22 protein-coding genes are annotated in these 22,744 nt (G+C 72.2%); 11 read left to right on the top strand and 11 right to left on the bottom strand.

Going from position 1 to position 22,744, the window contains the following annotated elements; all coding sequences use genetic code 11:
* Nucleotides 1-39: 39 nt before the first annotated feature.
* The 3 genes from TCUR_RS04230 (at nucleotide 40) to TCUR_RS04220 (ending at nucleotide 2,521) form a co-directional block, all read left to right on the top strand.
* Nucleotides 40-1,014 carry an ABC transporter permease gene (locus TCUR_RS04230; RefSeq protein ID WP_012851234.1) on the top strand — a complete coding sequence of 325 codons (975 nt, stop codon included), beginning with the start codon at nucleotides 40-42 and terminating at the stop codon, nucleotides 1,012-1,014.
* A 10-nt stretch (nucleotides 1,015-1,024) separates the two neighbouring features.
* Nucleotides 1,025-1,822, top strand: a complete 798-nt coding sequence (locus TCUR_RS04225) for an ABC transporter ATP-binding protein (protein ID WP_174315322.1) — start codon at nucleotides 1,025-1,027, stop codon at nucleotides 1,820-1,822.
* Between the two features lie 174 nt (nucleotides 1,823-1,996).
* Nucleotides 1,997-2,521 carry a YbhB/YbcL family Raf kinase inhibitor-like protein gene (locus tag TCUR_RS04220; RefSeq protein WP_012851232.1) on the top strand — a complete coding sequence of 175 codons (525 nt, stop codon included), beginning with the start codon at nucleotides 1,997-1,999 and terminating at the stop codon, nucleotides 2,519-2,521.
* An 86-nt stretch (nucleotides 2,522-2,607) separates the two neighbouring features.
* Here the strand turns inward: TCUR_RS04220 and TCUR_RS04215 are convergent, their stop codons facing one another.
* Nucleotides 2,608-3,948 (bottom strand): KamA family radical SAM protein, encoded by a 1,341-nt coding sequence (locus tag TCUR_RS04215; protein ID WP_012851231.1) that lies wholly within the window; start codon nucleotides 3,946-3,948, stop codon nucleotides 2,608-2,610.
* A gap of 251 nt (nucleotides 3,949-4,199) precedes the next feature.
* On the opposite strand from TCUR_RS04215, the gene TCUR_RS04210 reads away from it, so the two are divergent.
* From TCUR_RS04210 to plsX, 3 genes are all read left to right on the top strand, one after another.
* Nucleotides 4,200-5,096, top strand: a complete 897-nt coding sequence (locus tag TCUR_RS04210) for an alpha/beta fold hydrolase (RefSeq protein WP_012851230.1) — start codon at nucleotides 4,200-4,202, stop codon at nucleotides 5,094-5,096.
* Between the two features lie 95 nt (nucleotides 5,097-5,191).
* Complete coding sequence (locus tag TCUR_RS04205; RefSeq protein ID WP_148232923.1) at nucleotides 5,192-5,578, top strand: hypothetical protein; 387 nt, start codon at nucleotides 5,192-5,194, stop codon at nucleotides 5,576-5,578.
* 154 nt (nucleotides 5,579-5,732) lie between these two features.
* Nucleotides 5,733-6,869, top strand: coding sequence for a phosphate acyltransferase PlsX (plsX, locus tag TCUR_RS04200; protein WP_012851228.1), 1,137 nt, complete (start codon nucleotides 5,733-5,735; stop codon nucleotides 6,867-6,869).
* Nucleotides 6,870-6,924: 55 nt separating this feature from the next.
* On the opposite strand, the gene TCUR_RS04195 is transcribed toward plsX, so the two are convergent.
* The 4 genes from TCUR_RS04195 to deoC form a co-directional block, all read right to left on the bottom strand.
* Complete coding sequence (locus TCUR_RS04195) at nucleotides 6,925-7,170, bottom strand: DUF2630 family protein (protein ID WP_012851227.1); 246 nt, start codon at nucleotides 7,168-7,170, stop codon at nucleotides 6,925-6,927.
* A 119-nt stretch (nucleotides 7,171-7,289) separates the two neighbouring features.
* Nucleotides 7,290-8,156, bottom strand: a complete 867-nt coding sequence (locus TCUR_RS04190) for an aldehyde dehydrogenase family protein (protein WP_012851226.1) — start codon at nucleotides 8,154-8,156, stop codon at nucleotides 7,290-7,292.
* Complete coding sequence (locus TCUR_RS04185) at nucleotides 8,149-9,591, bottom strand: aldehyde dehydrogenase family protein (RefSeq protein ID WP_012851225.1); 1,443 nt, start codon at nucleotides 9,589-9,591, stop codon at nucleotides 8,149-8,151. Before TCUR_RS04185 ends, TCUR_RS04190 begins: the two co-directional genes overlap by 8 nt.
* A gap of 7 nt (nucleotides 9,592-9,598) precedes the next feature.
* Entirely contained in the window at nucleotides 9,599-10,522 is a 924-nt protein-coding gene (deoC, locus tag TCUR_RS04180) for a deoxyribose-phosphate aldolase (RefSeq protein ID WP_012851224.1), read from the bottom strand.
* 148 nt (nucleotides 10,523-10,670) lie between these two features.
* Here deoC and TCUR_RS04175 point away from each other — a divergent pair, with 148 nt between their 5' ends.
* Together TCUR_RS04175 and TCUR_RS04170 are read left to right on the top strand one after the other, a co-directional pair.
* The gene (locus TCUR_RS04175; protein WP_012851223.1) at nucleotides 10,671-11,480 is read left to right on the top strand and encodes an SAM-dependent methyltransferase; all 810 of its coding nucleotides are present in this window, start codon (nucleotides 10,671-10,673) and stop codon (nucleotides 11,478-11,480) included.
* Nucleotides 11,481-11,591: 111 nt separating this feature from the next.
* Nucleotides 11,592-14,456 carry a helix-turn-helix transcriptional regulator gene (locus TCUR_RS04170; RefSeq protein ID WP_012851222.1) on the top strand — a complete coding sequence of 955 codons (2,865 nt, stop codon included), beginning with the start codon at nucleotides 11,592-11,594 and terminating at the stop codon, nucleotides 14,454-14,456.
* Nucleotides 14,457-14,463: 7 nt separating this feature from the next.
* Here the strand turns inward: TCUR_RS04170 and TCUR_RS04165 are convergent, their stop codons facing one another.
* Nucleotides 14,464-15,240, bottom strand: coding sequence for a class I SAM-dependent methyltransferase (locus TCUR_RS04165; protein ID WP_245536970.1), 777 nt, complete (start codon nucleotides 15,238-15,240; stop codon nucleotides 14,464-14,466).
* 272 nt (nucleotides 15,241-15,512) lie between these two features.
* A complete protein-coding gene (locus TCUR_RS04160; protein ID WP_012851220.1) occupies nucleotides 15,513-16,271 on the bottom strand; it encodes an IclR family transcriptional regulator in 759 nt (252 codons plus the stop codon).
* A 253-nt stretch (nucleotides 16,272-16,524) separates the two neighbouring features.
* Here TCUR_RS04160 and TCUR_RS04155 point away from each other — a divergent pair, with 253 nt between their 5' ends.
* Nucleotides 16,525-18,477 (top strand): acyl-CoA dehydrogenase family protein, encoded by a 1,953-nt coding sequence (locus TCUR_RS04155; protein ID WP_012851219.1) that lies wholly within the window; start codon nucleotides 16,525-16,527, stop codon nucleotides 18,475-18,477.
* Nucleotides 18,478-18,670: 193 nt separating this feature from the next.
* On the opposite strand, the gene TCUR_RS04150 is transcribed toward TCUR_RS04155, so the two are convergent.
* The 4 genes from TCUR_RS04150 to TCUR_RS04135 form a co-directional block, all read right to left on the bottom strand.
* Nucleotides 18,671-19,012 carry a MerR family transcriptional regulator gene (locus TCUR_RS04150; RefSeq protein WP_012851218.1) on the bottom strand — a complete coding sequence of 114 codons (342 nt, stop codon included), beginning with the start codon at nucleotides 19,010-19,012 and terminating at the stop codon, nucleotides 18,671-18,673.
* Nucleotides 19,013-19,167: 155 nt separating this feature from the next.
* Nucleotides 19,168-19,602 (bottom strand): Hsp20/alpha crystallin family protein, encoded by a 435-nt coding sequence (locus TCUR_RS04145; RefSeq protein WP_012851217.1) that lies wholly within the window; start codon nucleotides 19,600-19,602, stop codon nucleotides 19,168-19,170.
* Nucleotides 19,603-19,770: 168 nt separating this feature from the next.
* Nucleotides 19,771-20,919, bottom strand: a complete 1,149-nt coding sequence (locus TCUR_RS04140) for an acetyl-CoA C-acetyltransferase (protein WP_012851216.1) — start codon at nucleotides 20,917-20,919, stop codon at nucleotides 19,771-19,773.
* A 212-nt stretch (nucleotides 20,920-21,131) separates the two neighbouring features.
* The gene (locus TCUR_RS04135) at nucleotides 21,132-21,548 is read right to left on the bottom strand and encodes a hypothetical protein (protein WP_012851215.1); all 417 of its coding nucleotides are present in this window, start codon (nucleotides 21,546-21,548) and stop codon (nucleotides 21,132-21,134) included.
* Nucleotides 21,549-21,678: 130 nt separating this feature from the next.
* Between TCUR_RS04135 and TCUR_RS26900 the strand changes: the two genes are divergently transcribed.
* Both TCUR_RS26900 and TCUR_RS04130 read left to right on the top strand, forming a co-directional pair.
* Nucleotides 21,679-21,834, top strand: coding sequence for a hypothetical protein (locus TCUR_RS26900; protein ID WP_012851214.1), 156 nt, complete (start codon nucleotides 21,679-21,681; stop codon nucleotides 21,832-21,834).
* A gap of 125 nt (nucleotides 21,835-21,959) precedes the next feature.
* On the top strand, nucleotides 21,960-22,730 hold the full coding sequence (locus tag TCUR_RS04130) for a class I SAM-dependent methyltransferase (protein WP_012851213.1): 771 nt from the start codon (nucleotides 21,960-21,962) through the stop codon (nucleotides 22,728-22,730).
* Nucleotides 22,731-22,744 lie beyond the last annotated feature (14 nt).

The raw sequence follows: 22,744 nt of genomic DNA, 5'->3' as shown, positions 1-22,744 counted from the left end.
AGTCCACTCCTCCTCGGCGTCTGCAATAGGCTTCGGCCCATGAGTCACCCGGATCGGGTCGGTCCCCCGGGTGGCGAGTCGGTAGACACGATCGCGGAGCCCCCTGCCTTGGCTGGAAAGAGCGCCGAGTCCCTGGCCGAATTCGCCGCCCGCCACGGACTGACGCAGAGCGCGGCGCGCCCCCCGCTGCGCACCTACGTGCGGGAGTTGTGGCAGCGGCGCACGTTCATCTGGACCTTCGCCTCCGCCAAGAGCATGTCGATGTACACCTCGTCCCGGCTGGGACAGGTGTGGCAGGTGCTGACGCCGCTGCTGAACGCGGCCGTCTACTACCTGGTCTTCGGCCTGCTGCTGGGCGTCAACAAGGGCGTCACCAACTACACGGCCTTCCTGATCACCGGGGTGTTCGTCTTCACCTTCACCCAGCGGTCGCTGACCGCCGGGGCCCGGTCGATCGGCAACAACCTGTCGCTGATCCGCGCGCTGCACTTCCCGCGCGCCTCGCTGCCGTTCGCGCACGTGCTGGTGGAGCTGCAGCAGCTGCTGATCTCCATGGCCGTGCTGGCGGTGATCGTGCTGGCCACCGGCGAGCCGATCACCTGGCGCTGGCTGCTGCTGGTGCCGGCGCTGGCGCTGCAGCTGATCTTCAACATGGGGATCAGCCTGGCGATCGCGCGGGTGGGCGCCTTCGTCCGCGACATTCAGCAGCTGCTGCCGTTCATCACGCGGGCGTGGCTGTACTTCTCGGGCATCTTCTTCATGACGGCGAGCCTGGCCGAGCGCGACACCCTGCGGGACTACCCGTGGGTGGGCGACCTGCTGCAGGCCAACCCGGCGTCGGTGTACATCGAGCTGGTGCGCATCGCCCTGATCGACAGCTACCGGGGGGACCTGGCCGCCTACGGCTGGGGATACGCCCATCTGTGGTGGTACGCACTGGCGTGGGCGCTGGTCGCCTTCATCGGGGGCTTTTGGTACTTCTACCGCGCGGAGGCGAGGTACGGCCGTGGCTAAGGTCAAGGAGATGACTCGGGTGACCGAATCCCCACCCCCGGTGGTCATCGACTACACCCGCGAGCCGATCGTGGTGGTGGACAACCTGCACGTCATCTACCGGGTCTACGGCGGTGGAGGCGGCAAGGGCACCGCCGCGACCGCGCTGATGCGGATTCTGCGGCGTCAGAACCGCCCGCAGATGAAGGAGGTCCACGCCGTCCGCGGGGTGTCCTTCGTGGCCTACCGGGGCGATGCGATCGGCGTGATCGGCACCAACGGCTCGGGCAAGTCCACCCTGCTGAAGGCGATCGCCGGGCTGCTGCCCCCGGCCCGCGGCGCCGTCTACACTCAGGGCCGGCCGTCCCTGCTGGGCGTCAACGCCGCCCTGATGCGGGATCTGTCGGGCGAGCGCAACATCATCCTGGGCTGCCTGGCGATGGGGCTGAGCCCGGAGGAGACGCGGGCCAAGTACGACGAGATCGTCAAGTTCGCCGATCTCAAGCCCGGCTTCATCCACTACCCGATGTCGGCCTACTCCTCGGGCATGGGCGCCCGGCTGCGCTTTGCCATCGCCGCCGCCCGCACCCACGATGTGCTCCTCATCGACGAGGCGCTGGCCACCGGGGACGCCAAGTTCCGCAAGCGCAGCAAGGCCAAGATCAACGAGCTGCGGCGGGACGCCGGCGCGGTGTTCCTGGTCGCCCACAACCTCGACCAGGTCGAGGAGACCTGCAACCGGGTGATCTGGCTGGACGAGGGCAAGATCCGCATGGACGGCGACCCCAAGGAAGTCATCGCCGCCTACAACGAGGCGATTGGTAAATAAGCAGTGGGCCTTTTCCGACACGCCGTCCCCGCGCGCCGGGACGGGCGGGTCGCGGTCGGGGACGATGCTGTGACCTGATGCGGCACAGGATCGGGCACCGCCCGCACCCCGGCGTGCAAGGCCCTGTGCCGGAGGAGGCCCGAGTACCGACGCGCCCAGCTACAGGAGGTCCGTATGCCCGGGAAGCCGCCGCTTCCGCACGAGTACTTGCCACAGGTGCCGTCGTTCACCGTGACCAGCGACGACATCGCCGACGGCGAGCGGCTGGACGACAAGCACGTCTTCAACGACTGGGGTTTCTCCGGGGGCAACGTCTCCCCGCACCTGCGCTGGGAGGGCTTCCCGGAGGAGACCAAGAGCTTCGCGGTGACCTGCTATGACCCCGACGCCCCGACCGGCAGCGGGTTCTGGCACTGGCTGATGTTCGACATCCCGGCGAACGTGACCGAGCTGCCTTCGGGCGCGGGGGCCGCCGACTCCAAGTTCGGCGTCCAGTCCCGCAACGACTACGGGATCAAGGCCTACGGCGGCGCGGCCCCGCCGCCCGGCACCCCGCACCGGTACGTGTTCACCGTGCACGCCCTGGACGTGGAGTCGCTGGGCATCGACTCGGACATGATGCCGGGGGCGGTGGGCTTCAACATCACCGCGCACACCCTGGCGCGGGCGTCCATCGTGCCGATCTACGAGTCGTCCTGAGCGGTCTGGAAGGCTCCCAGGGCGCGCCGTAAAGAGGCGCGCCCGTGCGGCCCCGCCGCGCTCGGCGCGGCGGGGCCGAGCCGTTTTCAGCGGCGGTCGGGCACGGCCATGTCCTCGAAGGGGAAGCGGTCGGCGAAGGCGGGCTTGAGGTCGTCCAGCCACACCGCCGCCGGGTCGTACTTGGCGAAGAACGGCCGGCCCACCAGGTCGGAGTCGCGGCACTGGATGAAGTGCAGCGCGAAGACCTTCTCCCCGGCGAGCTCCAGCACGCCGTCCACGCAGACCTTGCCGGGGGTGGCCGACATCGACGGCCCGCGCACGGTGCGCGCCAGGCCGGAGACGTGCCGGTAGGCGTCGCGGAAGATCTCATAGGCCCGGCCCAGCGGCACCGCGAAGTAGTCGCGGGGGCCGGTGTCGCGCTCGACGAACATGTAGTAGGGCACCATGCCCATCCGGGTCTGGGTGCGCCACATGGTCTCCCAGACCTTGGGGTCGTCGTTGATGGAGCGGATCAGCGGGGCCTGGGTGCGGATCACCGCGCCGGTGCCGCGGATGCGGCGCACCGCCTCGCGCACCATCGCCGGCTCCAGCTCGCGCGGGTGGGAGAAGTGCGCCATGAACGCCAGGCTCTTGCCGGCGTTGACGACCTGCTCGAACAGGCGCAGCATGGCGTCGGCGTCGGGGTCGGTGACGAACTTCTGCGGCCAGTAGGCCAGCGACTTGGTGCCGATCCGGATGGACTCGATCTGCTCCAGTTCCAGCAGCGGCTCCACGTAGCGGCGCAGCACCGGCTCGCCCATGATCATCGCGTCCCCGCCGGTGAACAGCACGTTGGTCACGCGGGGGTGGGCGACCAGGTAGTCGCGCAGCTGCAGGGCGTCGTCGCCGGCCAGCTTCAGGTCCGGCTCCCCGACGAACTGGGCCCAGCGGAAACAGTAGGTGCAGTAGGCGTGGCAGGTCTGGCCCTGTTTGGGGAAGTAGAGCACGGTCTCGTCGTACTTGTGCTGCATCCCCGGTACCACGCCGTCTCCGAAGCTAGGGACGTTGAGCTCCAGCTGACCGGCCGGGTGCGGGTTCAGCCGCATCCGCACCCGGTGCGCGGCGGCCTCGATCTCCTGGCGCGGGGCCTGGCGGCGCAGCAGGCCGGCGATGTGCGCGACATCGTCGGCCGGGAGCATGTCCTCCTGCGGGAAGACCAGGCGGTAGATCGGATCGTCGGGAGCGGCGGACCAGTCGATGAGCTCTTCGACCACGTAGCTGTTGGTCCGGAACGGCAGCACTGTGGCGACCGCCCGGATCGCCAGGCGCTGGTCCGCCGACAGCCCGGCACGCGCGGTGAGCTCGTCCAGGTGCTTGGCGGTGTAGGCGCGGAACTTGCGGCCGGTGGATCGCACAGCAGGTGGCGCCGCGTCATTGACCAAGGTCACGTGGCTGTACTCCTTGTGATCGTGGGGGAGAGAGCACGGGAATTTGCTCCCCCGTTATCGGGGTATAGATACCCTCCCCTTCACGCAAAGATACTGAACTTCCTGAACATACCGGTACTTATAGGTATAAACCGGTTAACAAGCTGTTCGTGACGCTCTGTGGTCACGCCGCCGAAACCCCACCGGAGCGCGAGCCGGCCTTCCTATCCTGAGCACCGGAAAGATCCGCACCATCGCCGAGTGGGGGGCCGATGGACCGGGACGCGCTGGAGGGCGGGACGTTCGTCGATCTGTCCGGCGAGCGGCTCCACCTGGTGCAGTCCGGCCCGCCCGGCGCCCCCGTGGTGCTGCTGACCTCCGGGCTGGGCGGCGCCTGGTTCGACTGGCAGCCGGTGATCGAGGAACTGGCCGGCTACCGGGTGGTGTGCTTCGACCGCCCCGGAACGGGGCTGAGCCCGCCCGCCCTCAGCCGTCCCAGCCTGCGCCGCGAGGTCCGGCTGCTGGCGGCGCTGGCCGACTGGGCCGGGCCGCCGGTGACGGTGGTGGCCCACTCCATGGCCGGGTTCCAGGCCGAGGCGCTGGCGCGCATCCACCCCGAGCTGGTGCGCGGGCTGGTGCTGGCCGACCCCAGCTACGAGGACTCCACCTGGTCGGACGTGCGGATCGCCGCGGCGGTGCAGCCGGCCCTCTACCTGGCCGGGCGGGCCTTCGGGCTCACCGGCATCCCCTGGCTGGCCGCCCCGCACGTCCGCCGCTCGCTGCTGCGGTTCACCAGCCGCCGCAAACCCCCGGTGCCGGACGGGACGGTGCGCGCGGTGTACGGGCGCGGCACGGTGCTGGGCACCCTGCTGGCCGAGAACGCCGCCTACCGCGAGATGGCCGCCGACGTGCTGGCGCTGCGCAAACGGCTGCCGTTCCCGCCGATCCCGCTGGTGGTGCTGACCGCGCTGGCCGACATCACCGACCCGCAGAAGGCGGCGAGCTGGAGCGCCGGCCACCGGGAACTGGCCGCGATGAGCCCCCACGGGCGGCAGCTGGACCTGCCGGACTCCCTGCACCTGGTGCAGCTCGACCGGCCCGACGCCATCGCCGAGGCCGTCACCGGCATCGTCACCGGCGCCCTGGAGCGGGCCGGGCAGCCGGCGTGAGCAAAGGCGGGCGCCGGCATGGCGACGGCCAATTCCCAGGAAAGCCCGCATGCCGCGGCGGATGATCGGAGATCCGGCGGGTGATCTTACCCAGTGTGAAAGTGCTCATAGGTGCGGTCACCGCCGCGATCGTCCTCGGCGCGGCGGGCGTGACCGCCTATTTCGCGTTCTTCGACGGCCCCAAGCCGCGCTATGAGACCCAGGCGGCGCTGCGCTCCGCCCTGCCCGTCATGGCCGCCGCCGAGCTGCAGGCCCGGGGACACCCCCTCAGCGGCCCGCTGACGTGCACCGACCTGCCCGGCTGGAACAAGCACAAGCTGCGGGTGCGCTGCTCGGGCACCACCGCCGCCCGCAAGCCGGTGCAGGTGATCGGGGCGGTCGAGCACGCCGCGGCCCGGGAGTACTTCACCATCCTGATCGACGGACGCCCGCTGGTGCAGAACGCGCCGTGCCTGGGCGCCGACTGCCGTGCCGGCGGCTGAGAACGGCGCGGGCCGGGCCGTCCCGGGCGCAACGGCCCGGCCCCACGTGCTCAGGCACCGCGCGCGGTGACCTAACATGCGGTGAGCCTCTTTCGGTGAGTCACCCCCACTCCCCCGCCGCCTTCCGCGGCGATCGACCTTGGAGCCCGTGTTGATGACCCGCGATGACACGGGCGGGCGCCCCCGTCCCGTGGTGATCGACACCATGGGCGGCGATCACGCGCCCGAAGAGATCGTCGCCGGTGCGGTGGCCGCGGTGCGCGAGCACGGCGTCCGGCTGGTGCTGGTCGGGCAGGCCCCCCGGGTGCGCGCCGAGCTGGAACGCCACGGCGTGACCGGCGAGATCCCCATCGTGCACGCCGAGGAGGCGCTGGCGATGGACGAGGGCGCGCTGGCCAGCTGGCGCAAGCCCCGCTCCTCGGTGGCGGTGGCCTGCCATCTGATCAAGACCGGGCGGGCCTCGGCGCTGGTGTCGGCCGGCACCACCGCCGGGGTGGTGGCCACCGCCCGGCTGCGGCTCAAGGCCCAGCAGGGGGTGCTGCGCCCGGCCATCGCGGTGCTGCTGCCGACCCGGCCCCGCCCCACCGTGCTGCTGGACTCCGGGGCCAGCGTGGACGTCAAACCCGAGGTGCTGGTGCAGTTCGCCGCGCTGGGCACCGCGTACGCCCAGGTCGCGCTCGGCGTGCCGCGGCCCCGGGTGGGGCTGCTGAACATCGGATCGGAGCCGGGCAAGGGCAACAAGGCCGTCCGGCGCGCCTATGAGCTGCTGTCCTCCGGCCACCACGGCATCGAGTTCGCCGGCAACATCGAAGGCGGCGACCTGCTGACCGGCGCGGTGGACGTGGTGGTGTGCGACGGCTTCACCGGCAACGTGGCGCTGAAGACCATGGAGGGCGCGGTCCGCATGGCCATGGCCGAGCTGCAGCAGACCATCCGCTCCTCCGCCACCGCCAAGCTGGGCGCCCTGCTGCAGCGCCGCCGCCTGCAGGCGCTCAAGGCCCGGCTGGACTCCGAAACCTACGGCGGCGGGGTGCTGCTGGGGCTGAACGGCACCGTGGTCATCGCCCACGGCGCCTCCCAGGCCCGCGCGATCACCTCGGCCTGCCTGCTGGCCCAGGACCTGGCCGCCGGGCGCATCGTGGAGCGGATCCGCGACCAGATCGCCGCCACGCGCACCTCCCGCTTCGGGTGGCGCCACGGCGACAAAAGCGACCGGGAGACCAAGCCGGAGCAGGAGCCGCCCGTCCCGCCGGAGCAGGAGGCCGGACGCGACCTGCCGCCCCCGCCCTGAGACGCCCCGCGTCCGAACAAGGCGGAACCGGAAACCTCCGGCACCCGGGCCGGGCTCACTGGATGTAGCCCTCGACCTGGCCGGCGGGCCGGATGCCGGCCTCGTCGGGGTTCTCCCCGGCCCTGGCCTTGGCCCGCCGCTGCCGCAGCAGGTCCCAGCACTGGTCGAGGGCGACCTCCAGTTGCCGCAGGCGCCGCTGCTCCTGGGCCTGGCTCAGCTCGCCCCGCTCGTACATCTCGCGCAGCCGGCGCTCCTCGTCCACGAAATCGCCGATCCGCGCCAGGATCTCCCGCTCGTCCATGTTCTTCCCCCACTGCCGGGGCCGCCGGCGGCGCCGGCCGCCCCACCGCGGCCGGCCGTCCCCGACGGCCGTGAGCCGCAGGGTTCCATTCCACGGCCGGCCGCGGCCTAACGGGACGCTCACATGCCGAGCGGGTGCCAGACCGTCTTGGTCTCCAGGAAGGCGGTCATCCGGGCCGTTCCCGGATCGGCGTGCCAGTCGGTCTCCCCGGCGTCCGGACGCAGCACGCGCTTGAGATTCCCGGCGGCGGCCTCCTCCAGCGGCCCCGCCTGCTCCGGCGGCGCCCCCGTCAGGTCGATGGCGTTGACGTCCATGTGCGCGGCCAGGCAGGGCGCCAGCTCGGCGCGCCGGCCGGTGAGCACGTTGACCACGCCGCCGGGCAGGTCACTGGTGGCCAGCACCTCGGCGAACGTGATCGCCGGCAGCGGGGCGGGCTCGGAGGCGACCACCACGCAGGTGTTGCCGGACACGATCACCGGGGCGATCACCGACACCAGCCCCAGCAGCGGCGAGTCCGGCGCCACGATCGCCACCACCCCGGTGGGGTCGGGGGCGGAGAAGCTGAAGAACGGCCCGGCGACGGGGTTGACCGACCCGGTGACGGCGGCGAGCTTGTCGGCCCAGCCCGCATACCAGACCCACCGGTCGATGGCGGCGTCCACCTCGGCGACGGCGGCGTCTTCCGCCAGCCCGGCCTGGCGCAGCTCGGCGATGAACTGGGCGCGCCGCCCCTCCAGCATCTCGGCGATCCGGTAGAGGATCTGCCCGCGGTTGTAGGGGGTGCGCGCCGACCAGCCGGGGAACGCCTTGCGCGCGGCGCTGACGGCGTCCCGGGCGTCCTTGCGGGAGGCCTGGCAGGCGTTGGCCAGGAACTCGCCGCCGGCATCGGTGACCACGTACGTCCTGCCCGACTCCGAACGGGGGAAGGCGCCCCCGATGAACAGCTTGTAGGTCTTGCGCACCGCCAGCCGCGCCGGTTCAGACATCGAGGTAGGCCTCCAGTCCGTGACGGCCGCCCTCGCGGCCGAAACCCGACTCCTTGTAGCCGCCGAACGGGGCGGCCGGGTCGAACTTGTTGAAGGTGTTGGCCCACACCACCCCGGCGCGCAGCCGCTGGGCCATCCACAGCACGCGTGAGCCCTTCTCGGTCCAGATCCCCGCCGACAGCCCATACGGGGTGTTGTTGGCCTTCTCCACGGCCTCGGCGGGGGTGCGGAAGGTCAGCACCGACAGCACCGGGCCGAAGATCTCCTCGCGGGCGATGCGGTGCGAGGCGGCCACGCCGGTGAAGACGGTCGGGGCGAACCAGTAGCCGCGCTCCGGCAGCTCGCACGGCGCCGACCAGCGGATGGCGCCCTCCTGTTCGCCGGCCTGCGCCAGGGTGCGGATCTTCTCCAGCTGCCCGGCGGAGTTGATCGCGCCGACGTCGGTGTTCTTGTCCAGCGGGTCCCCGACCCGCAGCGTGGCCATCCGGGCCTTGAGCCGCTCCAGCAGCTCCCCTGCGATCGACTCCTGCACCAGCAGCCGGGACCCGGCGCAGCACACCTGCCCCTGGTTGAAGAAGATCCCGTTGATCGCGCCCTCGACGGCCTGGTCCAGCGGGGCGTCCTCGAAGATCACGTTGGCGGCCTTGCCGCCCAGCTCCAGCGTGAGCCTTTTGCGGGTGCCGGCCACGGCGCGGGCGATCTGCCTGCCGACCTCGGTGGAGCCGGTGAAGGCGACCTTGTCCACGCCCGGGTGCCGCACCAGTGCCTGCCCGGTCCGGGCCGCCCCGGTGACGATGTTGACCACGCCCGGCGGCAGCTCGGCCTGCCGGCAGATCTCCGCGAACGTCAGGGCGGTCAGCGGGGTGGTCTCGGCCGGTTTGAGGACGACGGTGTTGCCGCAGGCCAGCGCGGGGGCGATCTTCCAGGCCAGCATCAGCAGCGGGAAGTTCCACGGGATCACCTGCGCGGCCACCCCCAGCGGCCGTGGGTCGGGCCCGAATCCGGCGTACGGCAGCTTGTCGGCCCAGCCGGCGTGGTAGAAGAAGTGCGCGGCCACCAGCGGCAGGTCCACATCCCGGGACTCGCGGATCGGCTTGCCGTTGTCGAGGGTCTCCAGCACGGCCAGCTCGCGGGAGCGCTCCTGCAGCAGCCGGGCGATGCGGAACAGGTACTTGGCCCGCTCGCGGCCGGGCATCGGGCCCCACACCCGCTCGTAGGCGTCCCGGGCGGCGCGCACCGCCCGGTCCACGTCCTCCTCGGTCGCCTCGGTGACCTCCGCCAGCACCTCCTCGGTGGCGGGGTTGACGGTCTTGAAGGTGCGCTCGGCGGCGCCGTCGGTCCACTCCCCGTCGATGAACAGGCCGTAGGAGGGCCTGATGCGGGCGATGGACGCCGACTCCGGCGCCGGCGCGTACGAAAAGATCTGGTCGCTCATCGCCGTCCTAGTCCAGGCTGAAGTAGTCGGGGCCCGCATAGGCGCCGGTGGTCAGCTTCTGCCGCTGCATCAGCAGGTCGTTGAGCAGGCTGGAGGCGCCGATGCGGAAGTGGCGGGGGGTGAGCCAGTCCGGCCCGGCGACCTCGTTGACCAGCACCAGGTACCTGATGGCGTCCTTGGTGGTGCGGATGCCGCCGGCGGGTTTGACGCCGACCCGCCGGCCGGTGGCGGCGTGGAAGTCGCGGACCGCCTCCAGCATCACCAGCGTCACCGCGGGTGTGGCCGCCGGGGAGACCTTGCCGGTGGAGGTCTTGATGAAGTCGGCACCGGCCCGCATCGCCAGCCAGGAGGCGCGGCGCACGTTGTCGTAGGTGGCCAGCTCCCCGGTCTCCAAGATCACCTTCAGGTGCGCCTCGCCGCAGGCCCGCTTGACCTCGGCGATCTCCTCGAACACCGCCAGGTAGTCACCGGCCAGGAAGGCGCCCCGGTCGATCACCATGTCGATCTCGGTGGCGCCCGCCGCCACCGCGGCCCGCGTGTCGGCCAGTTTGGCCTCCAGCGGCGCCCGGCCGGAGGGGAAGGCGGTCGCCACGCTGGCCACCGCCACCCCCGAGCCGGCCAGCGCCCCCGCCGCCACCCCGGCCAGGTCGGGGTACACGCACACGGCCGCGACCTTGGGCACCGACGGGTCGGCCGGGTCGGGCCGCACCGCCTTGGCGCACAGGGCGCGGACCTTGCCGGGGGTGTCGGCGCCCTCCAGGGTGGTCAGGTCGACCATGGAGATCGCCAGGTCGATGGCGCGGGCCTTGGCGGTGGTCTTGATCGAACGGGCGGCCAGCCGGGCGGCCCGTTCCTCGGCCCCCACCTGGTCGACCCCGGGCAGTCCGTGCAGGAAAGCGCGCAGCTCGGCGTTGCTGCCGGGCGCGTCCATCGCAGTCTCCGTCGACACCCGCCAAGGATCTCCCATGCCCTGCGGCGGCACAAAACGCGCACCCGTCCATGCCGTGGCGTTCTGCCCGGGACGTTCACCCCGGCAAGTACGATCAAGCGACAGACAACGGACGTCCGTAGGAGCGGTGGTGTCGTCGGCAGGCTCGGCCCCCTCATCTCCCCTGCACACCGCCAACGTGGCGCGGATGTACAACTACCTGCTGGGCGGGCGGGAGAACTACGCCGCCGACCGGCAGGCCGCCGAGCATCTGCTGGCCATGGCCCCGGGCACCCGGGAGCTGGCCGTGGCCAACCGCCGTTTTCTGGAACGTGCCGTTCGGCATGCGGTGGAGCAGGAGGGCGTCCGCCAGTTCCTCGACCACGGTTCGGGCCTGCCCACCGCCGACAACGTCCACCAGATCGCCCAGCGCCACGACCCGTCCGCCCACGTGGTCTACATCGACAACGACCCGGTGGTGCTGGCGCACGGCCGGGCGCTGCTGGCCGACGGCCCCCAGACCGCCATGATCACCGCCGATGTGCGGCGGATCGAGCAGGTGCTGGACCATCCGGACGTCAAGCGGCTGATCGACTTCTCTGAACCGGTCGCCGCCCTGTTCGTGTCGGTGCTGCACTGCGTGCCCGACTCCGGGGACCCGCCCGGGATCATCCGCCGGGTGGTCGACCGGCTGGCCCCGGGCAGCCTGGTGGTCCTCAGCCACCTGGTCTCCGAGGACGAGCGGGCGCGGCGGCGGCTGACGGACTTCCTGGACGGCGTCACCGGCGGCAACTGGGGACGGGTCCGCCGGCCCGAGGAGATCGCCTCCTGGCTGGAGGGGCTGGAGCTGGTGGAACCGGGCCTGGTGGAGGTCTCCGCCTGGCGTCCCGACCCCGGTGACGTCCCCGGGCCGCAGTCCAGCGAGTGGATCGAGCTGGGCGCCGTGGCCCGCGTGCCCTGAAGTCCCCGGCGAAAGCCCGCTCGGGGACGGCCCGGCAAGCCTCCGTCCCACCCCGCGGCAGGGCCGAAAAATCAGGCGAATCCGGCCGGGGCCGAGTGGCATGCTGGGGGTGTGAGCGCGTGTTCGGTCAGCCCCGTCCTCGTCGGCAGATCCACCGAGCTGGAACGGCTGCAGGAGGCGCTCGCCGAGGCCCCGGGGGCGATGCTGATCGGCGGGGAGGCCGGGGTCGGCAAGACCCGGCTGCTGCGGGAGTTCGCCGAGCGGGCGGGCGCCGGCGGGGCGCAGGTGCTGGTGGGCGGCTGCCTGGAGCTGGGCGCCGGGGGGTTGCCGTTCGCCCCGTTCACCGCGGTGCTGCGCGCCCTGGTGCGCCGGATCGGCATCGACGGGGTGGCGGGGCTGCTGCCGCGCTCGGCCACCGCCGGGCTGGCCCGGCTGCTGCCGGAGTTCGGCGAGCCGGAGAGCGACACCGCCTCCGGCGAGGAACGCGCCCGGCTGTTCGAACTGGTGCTCACCCTGCTGGAACGGCTGGCCGAGCGCGCCCCCACCGTGCTGGTGATCGAGGACGTGCACTGGGCCGACCGCTCCACCCGCGACCTGCTGGCGTTCCTGGCGCGCAACGTCAGTGCCGCCCCGCTGCTGGTGGTGGCGACCTACCGCACCGACGAGCTGCACCGCACCCATCCGCTGCGCCCGCTGCTGGCCGAGCTGACCCGGGTGGAGCGCGTGCGCCGCATGGAGCTGACCCGGCTGAGCCGCGGCGAGGTCGGCGAGCTGGTGCGCGGGCTGCTGGAGGGCGAGCCGCCGGCCGGGCTGGTGGAGCGGGTGTATGAGCGCAGCGAGGGCAACCCGTTGTTCGTGGAGGCGCTGCTGGCCGACGACGGCGAGCGCGCCCTGCCGGAGTCGCTGCGGGACCTGCTGCTGGCGGCCGTCCAGAAACTGCCCGAGGAGACCCGCGAGACGCTGCGGGTGGCCAGCGCCGGCGGCACCCGCATCGAGCACGCGCTGCTGGCGGCGGTCTCCGGGCTGGACGATGCCGCACTGGCCCGGGTGCTGCGGCCGGCGGTGGAGGCCAACGTCCTGGTGGTGGACGGCGACGGGTACGCCTTCCGGCATGCGCTGATCCGCGAGGCCGTGCACGACGACCTGCTGCCCGGCGAGCACACCCAGCTGCACGCCCGCTACGCCGAGGCCTTGGAACGCGATCCGGCGCTGGTGCCCTCGGGGCGGCTGTGGGTGCTGCTGTCGCACCACTGGTACTCGGCGCACGAGCCGACCTGGGCGCTGGTGAGCGCTTGGCGGGCGGCCAACGACGCCCGCAAGGCCGCCGCCTACGCCGAGCAGCTGGCGATGCTCTCACGCGTCCTGGAGCTGTGGTACAAGGTGCCCGACGCCGCCGCGCGGATCGGCGCCCGCCATGTCGAGGTGCTGGAGCAGGCCACGCTGGCGGCCGAGCTGGCCGGCGAGCACGAACGCGGCGTCAAGCTCGCCACCGCCGCGCTGCGCGAGGCCGAGGCGGCGGGCGACGACGCCCGCTGCGCCGCCCTGCTGGAGCAGCGCGGCCGCATGTCCTATGAGCTGGGACGGCCGGAATACATCGACGACCTGCGGGCGGCCGCCGCCCGGCTGCCCGCCGATCCGCCCAGCGCGGTGCGCGCCCGCGCACTGGCCTCCTTGGCCCACTACGCGCGGCCGCGCAACAACGACGGCGAGGCCCTCGCCGCGGCCCGCGAATCGCTGGCCCTGGCCCGCCGGATCGGCGACACCGCCGCCGAGATCAACGCGTTGCTCACGCTGTTTTGCGTGGGCATCGACTACAGCGGCGGCCTGGCGGAGCTGGAGGAGGTCGAGCGGATCGTCCAGCGGTCGGGCGAACGGCATCCGCTGCTGCGGGTGGCGGTGCTGCGCTCGCATTTCCTGGAGGGCGCCGGACGGCACGCCGAGGCCGCCGAGGTGGCCCGCCAGGGGGTGGAACTGGCCCGCGAGGTGGGCCTGTCGCGCACTCACGGCGCGTGGCTGTCGGTCAACCTGGCCGAGCCGTTGGTGTCGCTGGGCCGCTGGGATGAGGCGCTCAGCTGCCTCAAACAGGCCCTGGACCAGGACCCGATGGCCGTGGTCCGCACCTCGCTGCACGTGTTGGCCGGTGAGGTGGCGCTGGCGCGCGGCGATCTGGCCGAGGCCGAGGCGCACCTGGGTCCGGCCGGCGACATCAAGTGGCGCGAGGCCCAGGACTACTTCGCGATGCTGCGCCTGGAGTCGGCGCTGCGGCTGGCGCAGGGCCGCATCGGCGAGGCGCTGGCGGCGGTGGAGAACGTGCTGGAGTGCCCGGGCCTGTCGGACGACGCCCGGTACGCCTGGCCGGTGCTGGTGATCGGCGCCCGGGCCTGCGGCGAGTGGTCCGACCGCGCCGCCGCGGCGGCCATGCTGGAACGCATCGAGAAACGGGCGGCCGAGCTGGCCGTGCAGGGGCCCTTGCAGGAGGCGCACCGCCTGACCTTCGAGGCGCAGCTGGCCCGGGCCCACGGCCGGCGGGATCTCGCCGCCTGGGACGCCGCGGCCGCCGCCTGGGAGCGCATCGGCCAGCCGTTCGCGCGGGCCCGCGCGCTGGCCGAGGCCGCCGAGGCGGCCTTGGCCGGCGGCGAGCGCGACCTGGCCGCCCGCCGGCTGCAGGAGGCCGAGGCCCTGGCCGGACGGCTGCGGGCCGCCCCGCTGGCGCGGCGTCTGGAGGAGACGGCCCGCCGGGGCCGCCTGAACGGCACGGCGCCGTCCGCCGCACGGTCCCCTTACGGGCTGACCCCCCGCGAATTGGAGGTGCTGCGCCTGGTCGCCCAGGGCCGCACCAACCGCGAGATCGCCGAGGTCCTGTTCATTTCGGCCAAGACCGTCAGCGTCCACGTCTCCAACATCCTGGCCAAGCTCCAGGTCCCCACCCGGGGCGAGGCCGCCGCCACCGCCCACCGCCTGGGCCTGGCGGACTGATCCGGCCTTAAGGCCGGTGCGGGACGCGGGCGACGCAGAAGACGGTCTGCCCGAACGGCGGGCGGATCACCTTCTCGATCAGCCGGGTGGCCGGGACGACCGTGCGGTCGTAGATCTTGACCAGCCGCGGGTCGGGGTAGCCGGCGCCGCCCCGGCGCACCGCCACCCACCAGGCGATGCCGCCCAGGAAGTTGATCGGCTTGCACACCTCGGGGATGAGCCCGGCCGCGCGCACCGAGCGGGTCAAGGTGGCCGGGGTGTAGCGGGTGACGTGCCCGACCTTGCGGTCGAAGTCGCCGTACAGCTGCATGTAGCCGGGCACCCAGATGATGATGCGGCCGCCGGGCTCGGTCACCGCCGCCAGGTCCTTGAGGGCCTGCACGTCGTCTTTGATGTGCTCCAGGACGTTCATCATGACGACGGTGTCGACCCGCTGCCTGATCTTGATGGCGGCCGGCAGCGCCAGCTCGATGACCTCCACATCGGGGTTGCCGGCGTGGCGTTTGCGCAGCTGCTCCACGCAGTAGGGGTCGCTGTCGCTGACCACCAGGTAGTCCAGGCGGCCGACGAACTGCTCGGAGAAGTGGCCCAGGCCCGAGCCCACCTCCAGCATGGAGCGGCCCACGTGCGGGGCCACCATGTCGTACTCGTATTTGCGGTAGTTGCGGGCCTCGTCGCCGCCCAGGTGGTTCTCCAGAGCGCCCTCTCCGGCCGCGGGCTGGACGATCTCCCCTTCGCCCGGAACGGGCGGTGCCGGCCGGGGCCTGCTCCCCAGCAGCTTCACGAGAGTGCCGGCAATGGACTTTCGCTGCTTGGCTGACTGCATCGGTTTCCGCTCGCTGGTCGCACCACCCGGCCCGCCACCGATGTGCTGCTCGCATTCGTTTGTCGGTTCTCGCCGGATCGGCGGAAAGGGCCGCCGCACGGGCGGCTCCGAGGCGGGCCGATCTCGGGCTTTGAAGACCGGTTCAGTCTATCCACAGGCGCACCGGGAAACGGGCGCGGCACTGGATGAAACTTCTCGCACTTCCGGACGGCCGGGCACAAGGCGGGGTTTCACCCGGTGAGGGTGAAGGCCCGCTGGATGAGGGCGGCGGTGGCGCGCAGGCGGGGGACGGCGGTCTGCAGCCGGGGCAGGTCGCCGGCGCGGCAGGAGATCGCCAGGGCGCCCGCCACGGTGCCGCCGGCGTCGGTGACCGGCACGGCCAGGCAGTCGGTGCCCAGGGCGTACTCCTCGCGGTCGAAGGACAGCTCGCCGAGGGCGCGCAGAACGCGCAGCAATTCCCGGCGGTCGGTGATGGTGTTGGGGGTCAGCTCGGCGAGGGGGTGCCGTGCCAGGTAGTCCAGCCGGGCCTCCTCGTCCAGCTGCCGCAGCACGCACTTGCCGATCGCGGTGGCGTGCGCCGCGTCCTCGAACCCCACCCACAGGTTCACGCGGGGGGCCCGGGGACTGTCGGCGATGTCCATGACGCGGATTTCACCGTCGATGTGCATGCCGAAGTAGGAAGCGGCGCCGAGTTCGTCGCGCAGCGCCGCCAGGGCGGGCCGGATGCGGCTCAGCACCTGCTGGAGGCGGCTTTGGCCCTGCAGCGCCTGCACCCGGTCGCCCAGCACCCACACCCCGGGGGGCAGGCGCCTGGCGTAGCCCTCGTGGGCCAGCGTGCGCAGCAAGTGGTAGGTGGTCGCCAGGGGTAGCCGCGCCTCCCGGGCCAGCTGCTTGGCCGGCGCGCCGTTGGGGTGCACGGCCACCGCTTCCATGAGACGCAGTGCCCGCTGCACCGAGGCGATGAGCGTGGGCTTCCGTGTCTCGTCCATTACCGGCAGCGAACCCTTTCTGACCCGGCCAGTCAAGAACTTTGCCGCTGCCTCCGCGATTGCATCACCTTTCCGGCGGCCGGTATAACGATTCCGCTGAATTCTCTTTGGCATACAAGTGAAATGGAACGCTCCTTTTCTCGGGCGGCGGCGGCGCGGCCCGGTCTCCCGGCGGCCGGACCGGGTAGGAGGCAAAGGTCCCCATCCGGTCGCCGTCCGGCGGCCGGAGTGCAGACCGCGCGAAGGAGCCGAGATGAGCGAAGCGAACCGCGAGCCGACCTCCACCATGACCGCCCAGGCCCCCGTCGCGGTGGACGAGCGCACCGCCCGCAAGGTCGCCGAGGCCGCCCGCGAGACCGAGTGGCGGCTGCCCAGTTTCGGAAAGCAGCTGTTCATGGGGCGATTGCGGCTGGACCTGGTCCACCCGCATCCGCGTCCTTCCGCGCAGGACACCGAACGCGGCGAGGCGTTCTTGGCCAAGCTGCGCGAGTTCTGCGCCGAGCAGGTCGACCCGGTCCGCATCGAGCGCGAGGCCCGCATCCCCGATGAGGTGGTGGCCGGGCTGCGGGAAATCGGCGCGCTCGGCATGAAGATCCCCGAAAAGTACGGCGGATTGGGGCTGAGCCAGTTCTATTACGGCCGGGCGCTCATGCTGGTGGGGTCGGTCAGCCCGGCGCTGGGGGCGCTGCTATCGGCGCACCAGTCCATCGGCGTCCCGCAACCGGTCATGCTGTTCGGCACCGACGAGCAAAAGGAAACGTGGCTGCCGCGCTGCGTCAACGAAATCAGCGCGTTCCTGCTCACCGAGCCGGACGTGGGCTCCGACCCGGCCCGGCTGCGCGCCACGGCGGTGCCCACCCCGGACGGCGAGGAGTACGTGCTCAACGGGGTCAAGCTGTGGACGACCAACGGGGTGGTCGCCGACCTGCTGGTGGTGATGGCCCGGGTGCCGGAGTCCCCGGGGCACCGCGGCGGCATCTCGGCGTTCGTGGTGGAGGCGGACTCCCCCGGCATCACGGTGGAGAACCGCAACGCGTTCATGGGGCTGCGCGGCATCGAGAACGGCGTCACCCGCTTCCACGACGTGCGGGTGCCGGCGCGCAACCTGATCGGCCGGGAGGGCGCCGGGCTGAAGATCGCGCTGACCACGCTCAACACCGGCCGGCTGTCGCTGCCGGCATTGTGCGCGGGCGGCGGCAAGTGGGCCGCCAAGATCGCCCGCGAGTGGTGCCGCGAACGGGTGCAGTGGGGCCGGCCGATCGGCGAGCACGAGGCCATCGCCGGCAAGCTGGCCTTCATCACCGCGACCACCTACGCCCTGGAGGCGATGGTGGATCTGGCCGCCCTGCTGGCCGACGACGAGCGCAACGACATCCGCATCGAGGCGGCCCTGGCCAAGCTGTACGGCTCGGAGATGTCCTGGCGGATCGCCGACGAGCTGGTCCAGCTGCGCGGCGGCCGGGGCTATGAGACCGCCGAGTCGCTGGCCGCCCGGGGCGAACGGGGGGTGCCAGCCGAGCAGCTGCTGCGCGACCTGCGCATCAACCGGATCTTCGAGGGCTCCACCGAGATCATGCACCTGCTGATCGCCCGGGAGGCGGTGGACGCCCACCTGGCGGTCGCCGGGGACATCATCGACCCGGAGGCCACGCCGGCCGCCAAGGCCCGGGCCGCCGCCCGCGCCGGGGGCTTTTACGCCCGCTGGCTGCCGACGCTGGTCAGCGTGCCCGGCCGCTCCGACGGCTCCTACGGCGAGTTCGGCCCGCTGGCGCCGCACCTGCGCTATGTGGAACGCTGCTCGCGCAGGCTGGCCCGGTCGGTCTTCTACGCCGCCGCCCGCTGGCAGGGCGCGCTGGAGCGCAAGCAGGGCTTTTTGGGCCGGATGGTCGACATCGGCGCCGAGCTGTTCGCGATGACCGCGGTGTGCGTCCGCGCCAGGAGGGACGCCCGGGGTCCGGCCGGCGCCGGCGCCTACGAGCTGGCCGGTGCGTTCTGCGACCAGGCCCGGCTGCGGGTGGAGGCGCTCTTTGACGCCCTGTGGCGCAACACCGACGCCAGGGACTCCAGGCTCGCCCGGCGGATCATGGCCGGTGAGTTCACCTGGCTGGAGGAGGGCGTGCTGGACCCGTCCATCCCGGGCCCGTGGATCGCCGACACCACCCCCGGCCCCAGCAAGGCCGAGGACGTGCACCGCAAGATTCCCTGATCGGTTCGCGAAGACCGCTCTCGCCGATCCCGGCGGCGCCGGGATCGGCGAGAGCCTCGGGCCGTGTGCCGGTGCGTCCCCCCACGGGGAGTTATCGGTCTTTGCGGGACGGCCGCGGTTCCAGGCCGCCTCCATGAGCTCTGCGCGTTCCGGGCCTTGCGGGCGTCCCGCCGCGGGCAAGGGGTCCGGCGGGCTAACCGCGTCCGGACTCCAGGTCGCGGATGCGGCGGCGGGCGGCCTCCAGTTCCGCCTGCAGGTGCTGGACCTGCTGCTCCAGCTCCAGGATGCGGCGGATGGCGGTCAGCGTCATGCCCTCGCTGACCAGCTCCACCACGTACTGGACGCGGCGGATCTCGACCCGGGAGTAGCGGCGCTGGCCGCCGGGGGTGCGGCCGGGGCTGACGACCCCGAACTCGTCCAGGCGGCGCAGGAACGCCTGCTGGACGCGCAGCATGGAGGCGACCTGGCCGACCGAGTACAGGGGGGCGTGGGCGTCGTCCACCGGCAGCCTGGCATCGTCGGACGGCGAACTCATGGCTCAAGCCAATCATCATCCGGCCACTCTTCCGGCAGATCGCCGACCGCGTCGTCCACGGGGACGGCCCGGCGGCGCACACACCAGGGTGCGGCGAGGCCGTCGCTCGCCGCACCCTGGGTTCCGCGTTCGCCGGGCCGCAGGCCGGCGGGCGGTCAGGCGGTGAGGGACTTGCGTCCCTTGGGCCGCTGGACTTCGACCTTGCGCGGCCGGGCCCGCTCCAGCACCGGGATCCGCACGGCCAGGACGCCGTTGTCGTAGGCGGCCTGGATGCCGTCGGCGTCCAGGTGCTCCGACAGGTAGACGCGGCGGGTGAAGGCGCCCATCGGCCGTTCGCGCACGAACACCCGGTCGTCGTCGGCGTACTCCTCCTCGCGGCGGGCGCTGACGGTCAGCACGCCGCGGTCGACGGTGACCTCGATGGAGTCGGGGTCGATGCCCGGCAGGTCGAAGCGCAGCAGCACCTCATCGGGGCGGCGGATGCCGTCCATCGGCATCACGGCCTCGGCCTGGCCGGTGAACTGGCGGGTCAGCCGGTCGAACTGGCGCTCGAACTCCTGGACGAAGGGGTCGATGGACGTCAGCAGCATGGCCGGGAACCTCCCTCTCCGTGGACTACTTGCCTCTTCGCTTAGAGATAACTTCCAACTCGATTTGGAGATTCCCTGCATCCAGAGTTTTAAACATCCGGGGCGGAAAACGAACGAGGGCGGGACCCGCATACGGGTCCCGCCCTCGCCGGCGGTCGAGCTACCAGGTCACAGGCGCTCGATGATGGTGGCGTTGGCCTGGCCGCCGCCCTCGCACATGGTCTGCAGACCGTAGCGGCCGCCGGTGCGCTCCAGCTCGTGCAGCAGCTTGGTCATCAGGATGCCGCCGGTGGCGCCCAGCGGGTGGCCCAGCGCGATGGCGCCGCCGTTGGGGTTGGTCTTGGCCGGGTCGGCGCCGATCTCCTTCAGCCAGGCCAGCACGACCGGGGCGAACGCCTCGTTGATCTCGGTGACGTCGATGTCGTCGATGCTCAGGCCGCTCTTCTCCAGCGCCTTGCGGGTGGCCGGGATCGGGCCGTCCAGCATGATCACCGGGTCCGAGCCGACCACCGCCAGGGTGTGGATGCGGGCCCGCGGGGTGAGGTTGTGCCGCTTGACGGCCTCCTCGGAGGCGATCAGCAGGGCCGAGGCGCCCACCGAGATCTGCGAGGAGACCGCGGCGGTGAGCTCCCAGCCCTCGCGCAGCGGCTTGAGGGTGGCCATCTTCTCCAGCGTGGTGTCCGGGCGCACGCCCTCGTCCTGGGTCAGCCCGTTCAGCGGGGCGATCTCCCGCTCGAAGTAGCCCTTCTCCAGGGCGTTGGCCGCCCGGCGGTGGCTCTCCAGCGCGAACTGCTCCAGGTCACCGCGCTTGAAGCCCCACTTCTCGCACATCAGCTGCGCGCCGCGGAACTGCGAGATCTCCTGCTGGCCGTACCGCTCGCCCCAGGCCGGGCCCCACGGGAGGCCGGCGGTCGGGCCCTCGGGGCCCATCGGGACCGAGGAGCCCATCGGCACCATGGCCATGTTCTCCACGCCGGCCGCGACCACCAGGTCCTGGGTGCCCGACATCACGGCCTGGGCGGCGAAGTGCACGGCCTGCTGGGAGGAGCCGCACTGCCGGTCGATGGTGACGCCCGGCACGTGCTCGGGCAGGCCCGCCGACAGCCAGGCGGTACGGGCGATGTCCAGGGTCTGCGCGCCGACCTGCATGACGCAGCCCATGATCACGTCTTCCACGGCGGCCGGGTCGACCCCCGTGCGGTTCATCAGCTCCTTGAGCACATGGGCCCCGAGGTCGGCGGAGTGCACGTCCTTGAGGGCACCCTTCTTGGTGCCCACGGGGGTACGGACCGCGCCGACGATGTACGCCTCGGCCACGACGCCTCCAGATCTTTGCGTAGGGGTTCCGTCCCGGAACCGAAACCGAGCGGGATTCGGTACTCGTCAGTACGAGGTTACATGGTGCCGCCCGCCGCGTCGCGGGCGGTGGCCCCCCGGTTTGCAAAGGGCCGTCATTTCAGGGCATACCCATTGGTCATCGGATCACCGCCGAACCGGGTTCCACCGCCCGGCACGCCACCGCGACCGGGTCAGCCGGTCAGGTCCTTGACGACCTTGGCGGCGCCGAGGCCGGCGGCCGTGGCGGCGACGGAGGTGAACATGCTCGCCGCCCACAGCGGGACCCCGCGGACGCCGTCGCGCTTGACGCCGGCCTTCACCCCGGCCACCGCATCCAGCGTGTCCACCATCAGGCCCAGCCGAGCCCACATCGCCCGGCCCTTGGCGCCGCTCAGCAGGTAGCCGGCCCCCAGCGCGATCTCCCGGGAGGCGAAGATCCTGGTCACCAGGTCGCGTCCGGCGTCCCTGCCGCCGCCGGCGCCCATCAGGCGGGCGCCCACCGCCGGCGCCAGAAACGAGGTCACCCCCAGCGCCAGCCTGCCGTACGCCAAGCGCACCATCAGGTCGTCGAGGCGGTCTCGCCGCTGCTCTTCGTTCACATCTGTCACAAGCGGGAGCGTATCCCCCCGCCGACTTGTATTCGACACCAGGTCGAACAAAGATCCGCCGGGCGCCTGAGCGAACCGCCCCGCAAACGCTTAGGCTGCTGACAGCCCCTTGAATCACCGAGGTGACCGCATGACGGGATTCATCCTCCTGTTCTTCATCGCGGTGCTGTGCGCCTACCTGGTGCGCTTCGTCGCCGCGCGGCTGCGCTGGTCCGTCCCCAGCTACAGCGGGGTCATCATCGTCGTCATGATCGCGGTCCTGGCGGTGTGGGGAAGATCTCTGTGATCCCGCACCCCGCCGGACGCGCGCGGGGTGAAAAAGCTCCATAGGGGCAATGTCCGAACTTCTCCCCCGGCCGCGGCGTCTCAGCTGAGAAAGCTGCTTCCCCGCGCGGCAAGGGAGACGACGACGTGCCACCCACTCCGGCCAAGGCCCGCCCTCCAAGGAGCACGGTCTCCCCGCACGTGGGCCGGTTCGTGGACTTCGCCGAGCCCTCATCGGCCGACGACTGCCTCGGCCTCTGCCATGGGGACGGGCCGCTCCCGGCCGCGCTGGAACCGCTGGTCCGGCGCTTCACCCCCTTCGACCCGGCGCATCCGGCTTCCGGCGGCACCGGACCGCAACCGGCCGCCGCCCCCGCGGGACGCACCCCCACCGTGCTGTTCGACCGCCGGCGGCCGGGTGCCGCCCCAACGGCGGCCGGCGCCGGGGCGCTGCCCTACCAGGACGGCGCTTTCACACTGGTCATCTCGCATTTTTCGATCCAGCGGCTGGATGACCCGGCGCGGGTGCTGGGCGAGATGGTGCGGGTCTGCCGCGGCGGCGGCAAAGTGATCATCGCCGAGCAGGTGCGGCCCGCCCGGCACGCCTCCGAGCGCGACCGGCTGGAGCGGCTGCGCGACCCCGGACACCGGGGCCTGCCCTCGCTGGAGAAGCTCATCACGCTGCTGACGCAGGCGGGCGCCCGGGTGCGCCGCCTGGACCGGCTCAACGTGGAACGGCCCCTGGAGCCCTGGCTGGAGGCCGCCGCGGACCCCCAGTGCGCCGAGGCCATCCGGCAGGCGCTGCTGGAGGAGGTGGACGGCGGGCCGTGCACCGGGGCCCGGCCCCGCGTCATCGGCGGCGAGCTGTGGGTCACCCACACCTGGGCGCACCTGGCCGCCGAACCCCACGGCCGCTGAAGGCCACGGCCCCC

Origin of the sequence: Thermomonospora curvata DSM 43183, from assembly GCF_000024385.1 — a bacterium.
In the GTDB taxonomy this organism is placed as follows: Bacteria; Actinomycetota; Actinomycetes; order Streptosporangiales; family Streptosporangiaceae; genus Thermomonospora; species Thermomonospora curvata.
Note: the sequence above shows the minus strand (reverse complement) of the source record. Positions and strands in the feature narration are given on the sequence as shown.

Bases quoted from the DNA above. Each gene is read 5' to 3' on its own strand.
- TCUR_RS04195 (WP_012851227.1), bottom strand. From the start codon at position 7,170: ATGGACGAGCGGGAGATCCTGGCGCGGATCGGCGATTTCGTGGACGAG.
- TCUR_RS26900 (WP_012851214.1), top strand. From the start codon at position 21,679: ATGACGGGATTCATCCTCCTGTTCTTCATCGCGGTGCTGTGCGCCTAC.
- plsX (WP_012851228.1), top strand. From the start codon at position 5,733: ATGACCCGCGATGACACGGGCGGGCGCCCCCGTCCCGTGGTGATCGAC.
- TCUR_RS04190 (WP_012851226.1), bottom strand. From the start codon at position 8,156: ATGTCTGAACCGGCGCGGCTGGCGGTGCGCAAGACCTACAAGCTGTTC.
- TCUR_RS04225 (WP_174315322.1), top strand. From the start codon at position 1,025: ATGACTCGGGTGACCGAATCCCCACCCCCGGTGGTCATCGACTACACC.
- TCUR_RS04160 (WP_012851220.1), bottom strand. From the start codon at position 16,271: ATGGACGAGACACGGAAGCCCACGCTCATCGCCTCGGTGCAGCGGGCA.
- TCUR_RS04145 (WP_012851217.1), bottom strand. From the start codon at position 19,602: ATGCTGCTGACGTCCATCGACCCCTTCGTCCAGGAGTTCGAGCGCCAG.
- TCUR_RS04230 (WP_012851234.1), top strand. From the start codon at position 40: ATGAGTCACCCGGATCGGGTCGGTCCCCCGGGTGGCGAGTCGGTAGAC.
- TCUR_RS04185 (WP_012851225.1), bottom strand. From the start codon at position 9,591: ATGAGCGACCAGATCTTTTCGTACGCGCCGGCGCCGGAGTCGGCGTCC.
- deoC (WP_012851224.1), bottom strand. From the start codon at position 10,522: ATGGACGCGCCCGGCAGCAACGCCGAGCTGCGCGCTTTCCTGCACGGA.
- TCUR_RS04155 (WP_012851219.1), top strand. From the start codon at position 16,525: ATGAGCGAAGCGAACCGCGAGCCGACCTCCACCATGACCGCCCAGGCC.
- TCUR_RS04150 (WP_012851218.1), bottom strand. From the start codon at position 19,012: ATGAGTTCGCCGTCCGACGATGCCAGGCTGCCGGTGGACGACGCCCAC.
- TCUR_RS04210 (WP_012851230.1), top strand. From the start codon at position 4,200: ATGGACCGGGACGCGCTGGAGGGCGGGACGTTCGTCGATCTGTCCGGC.
- TCUR_RS04220 (WP_012851232.1), top strand. From the start codon at position 1,997: ATGCCCGGGAAGCCGCCGCTTCCGCACGAGTACTTGCCACAGGTGCCG.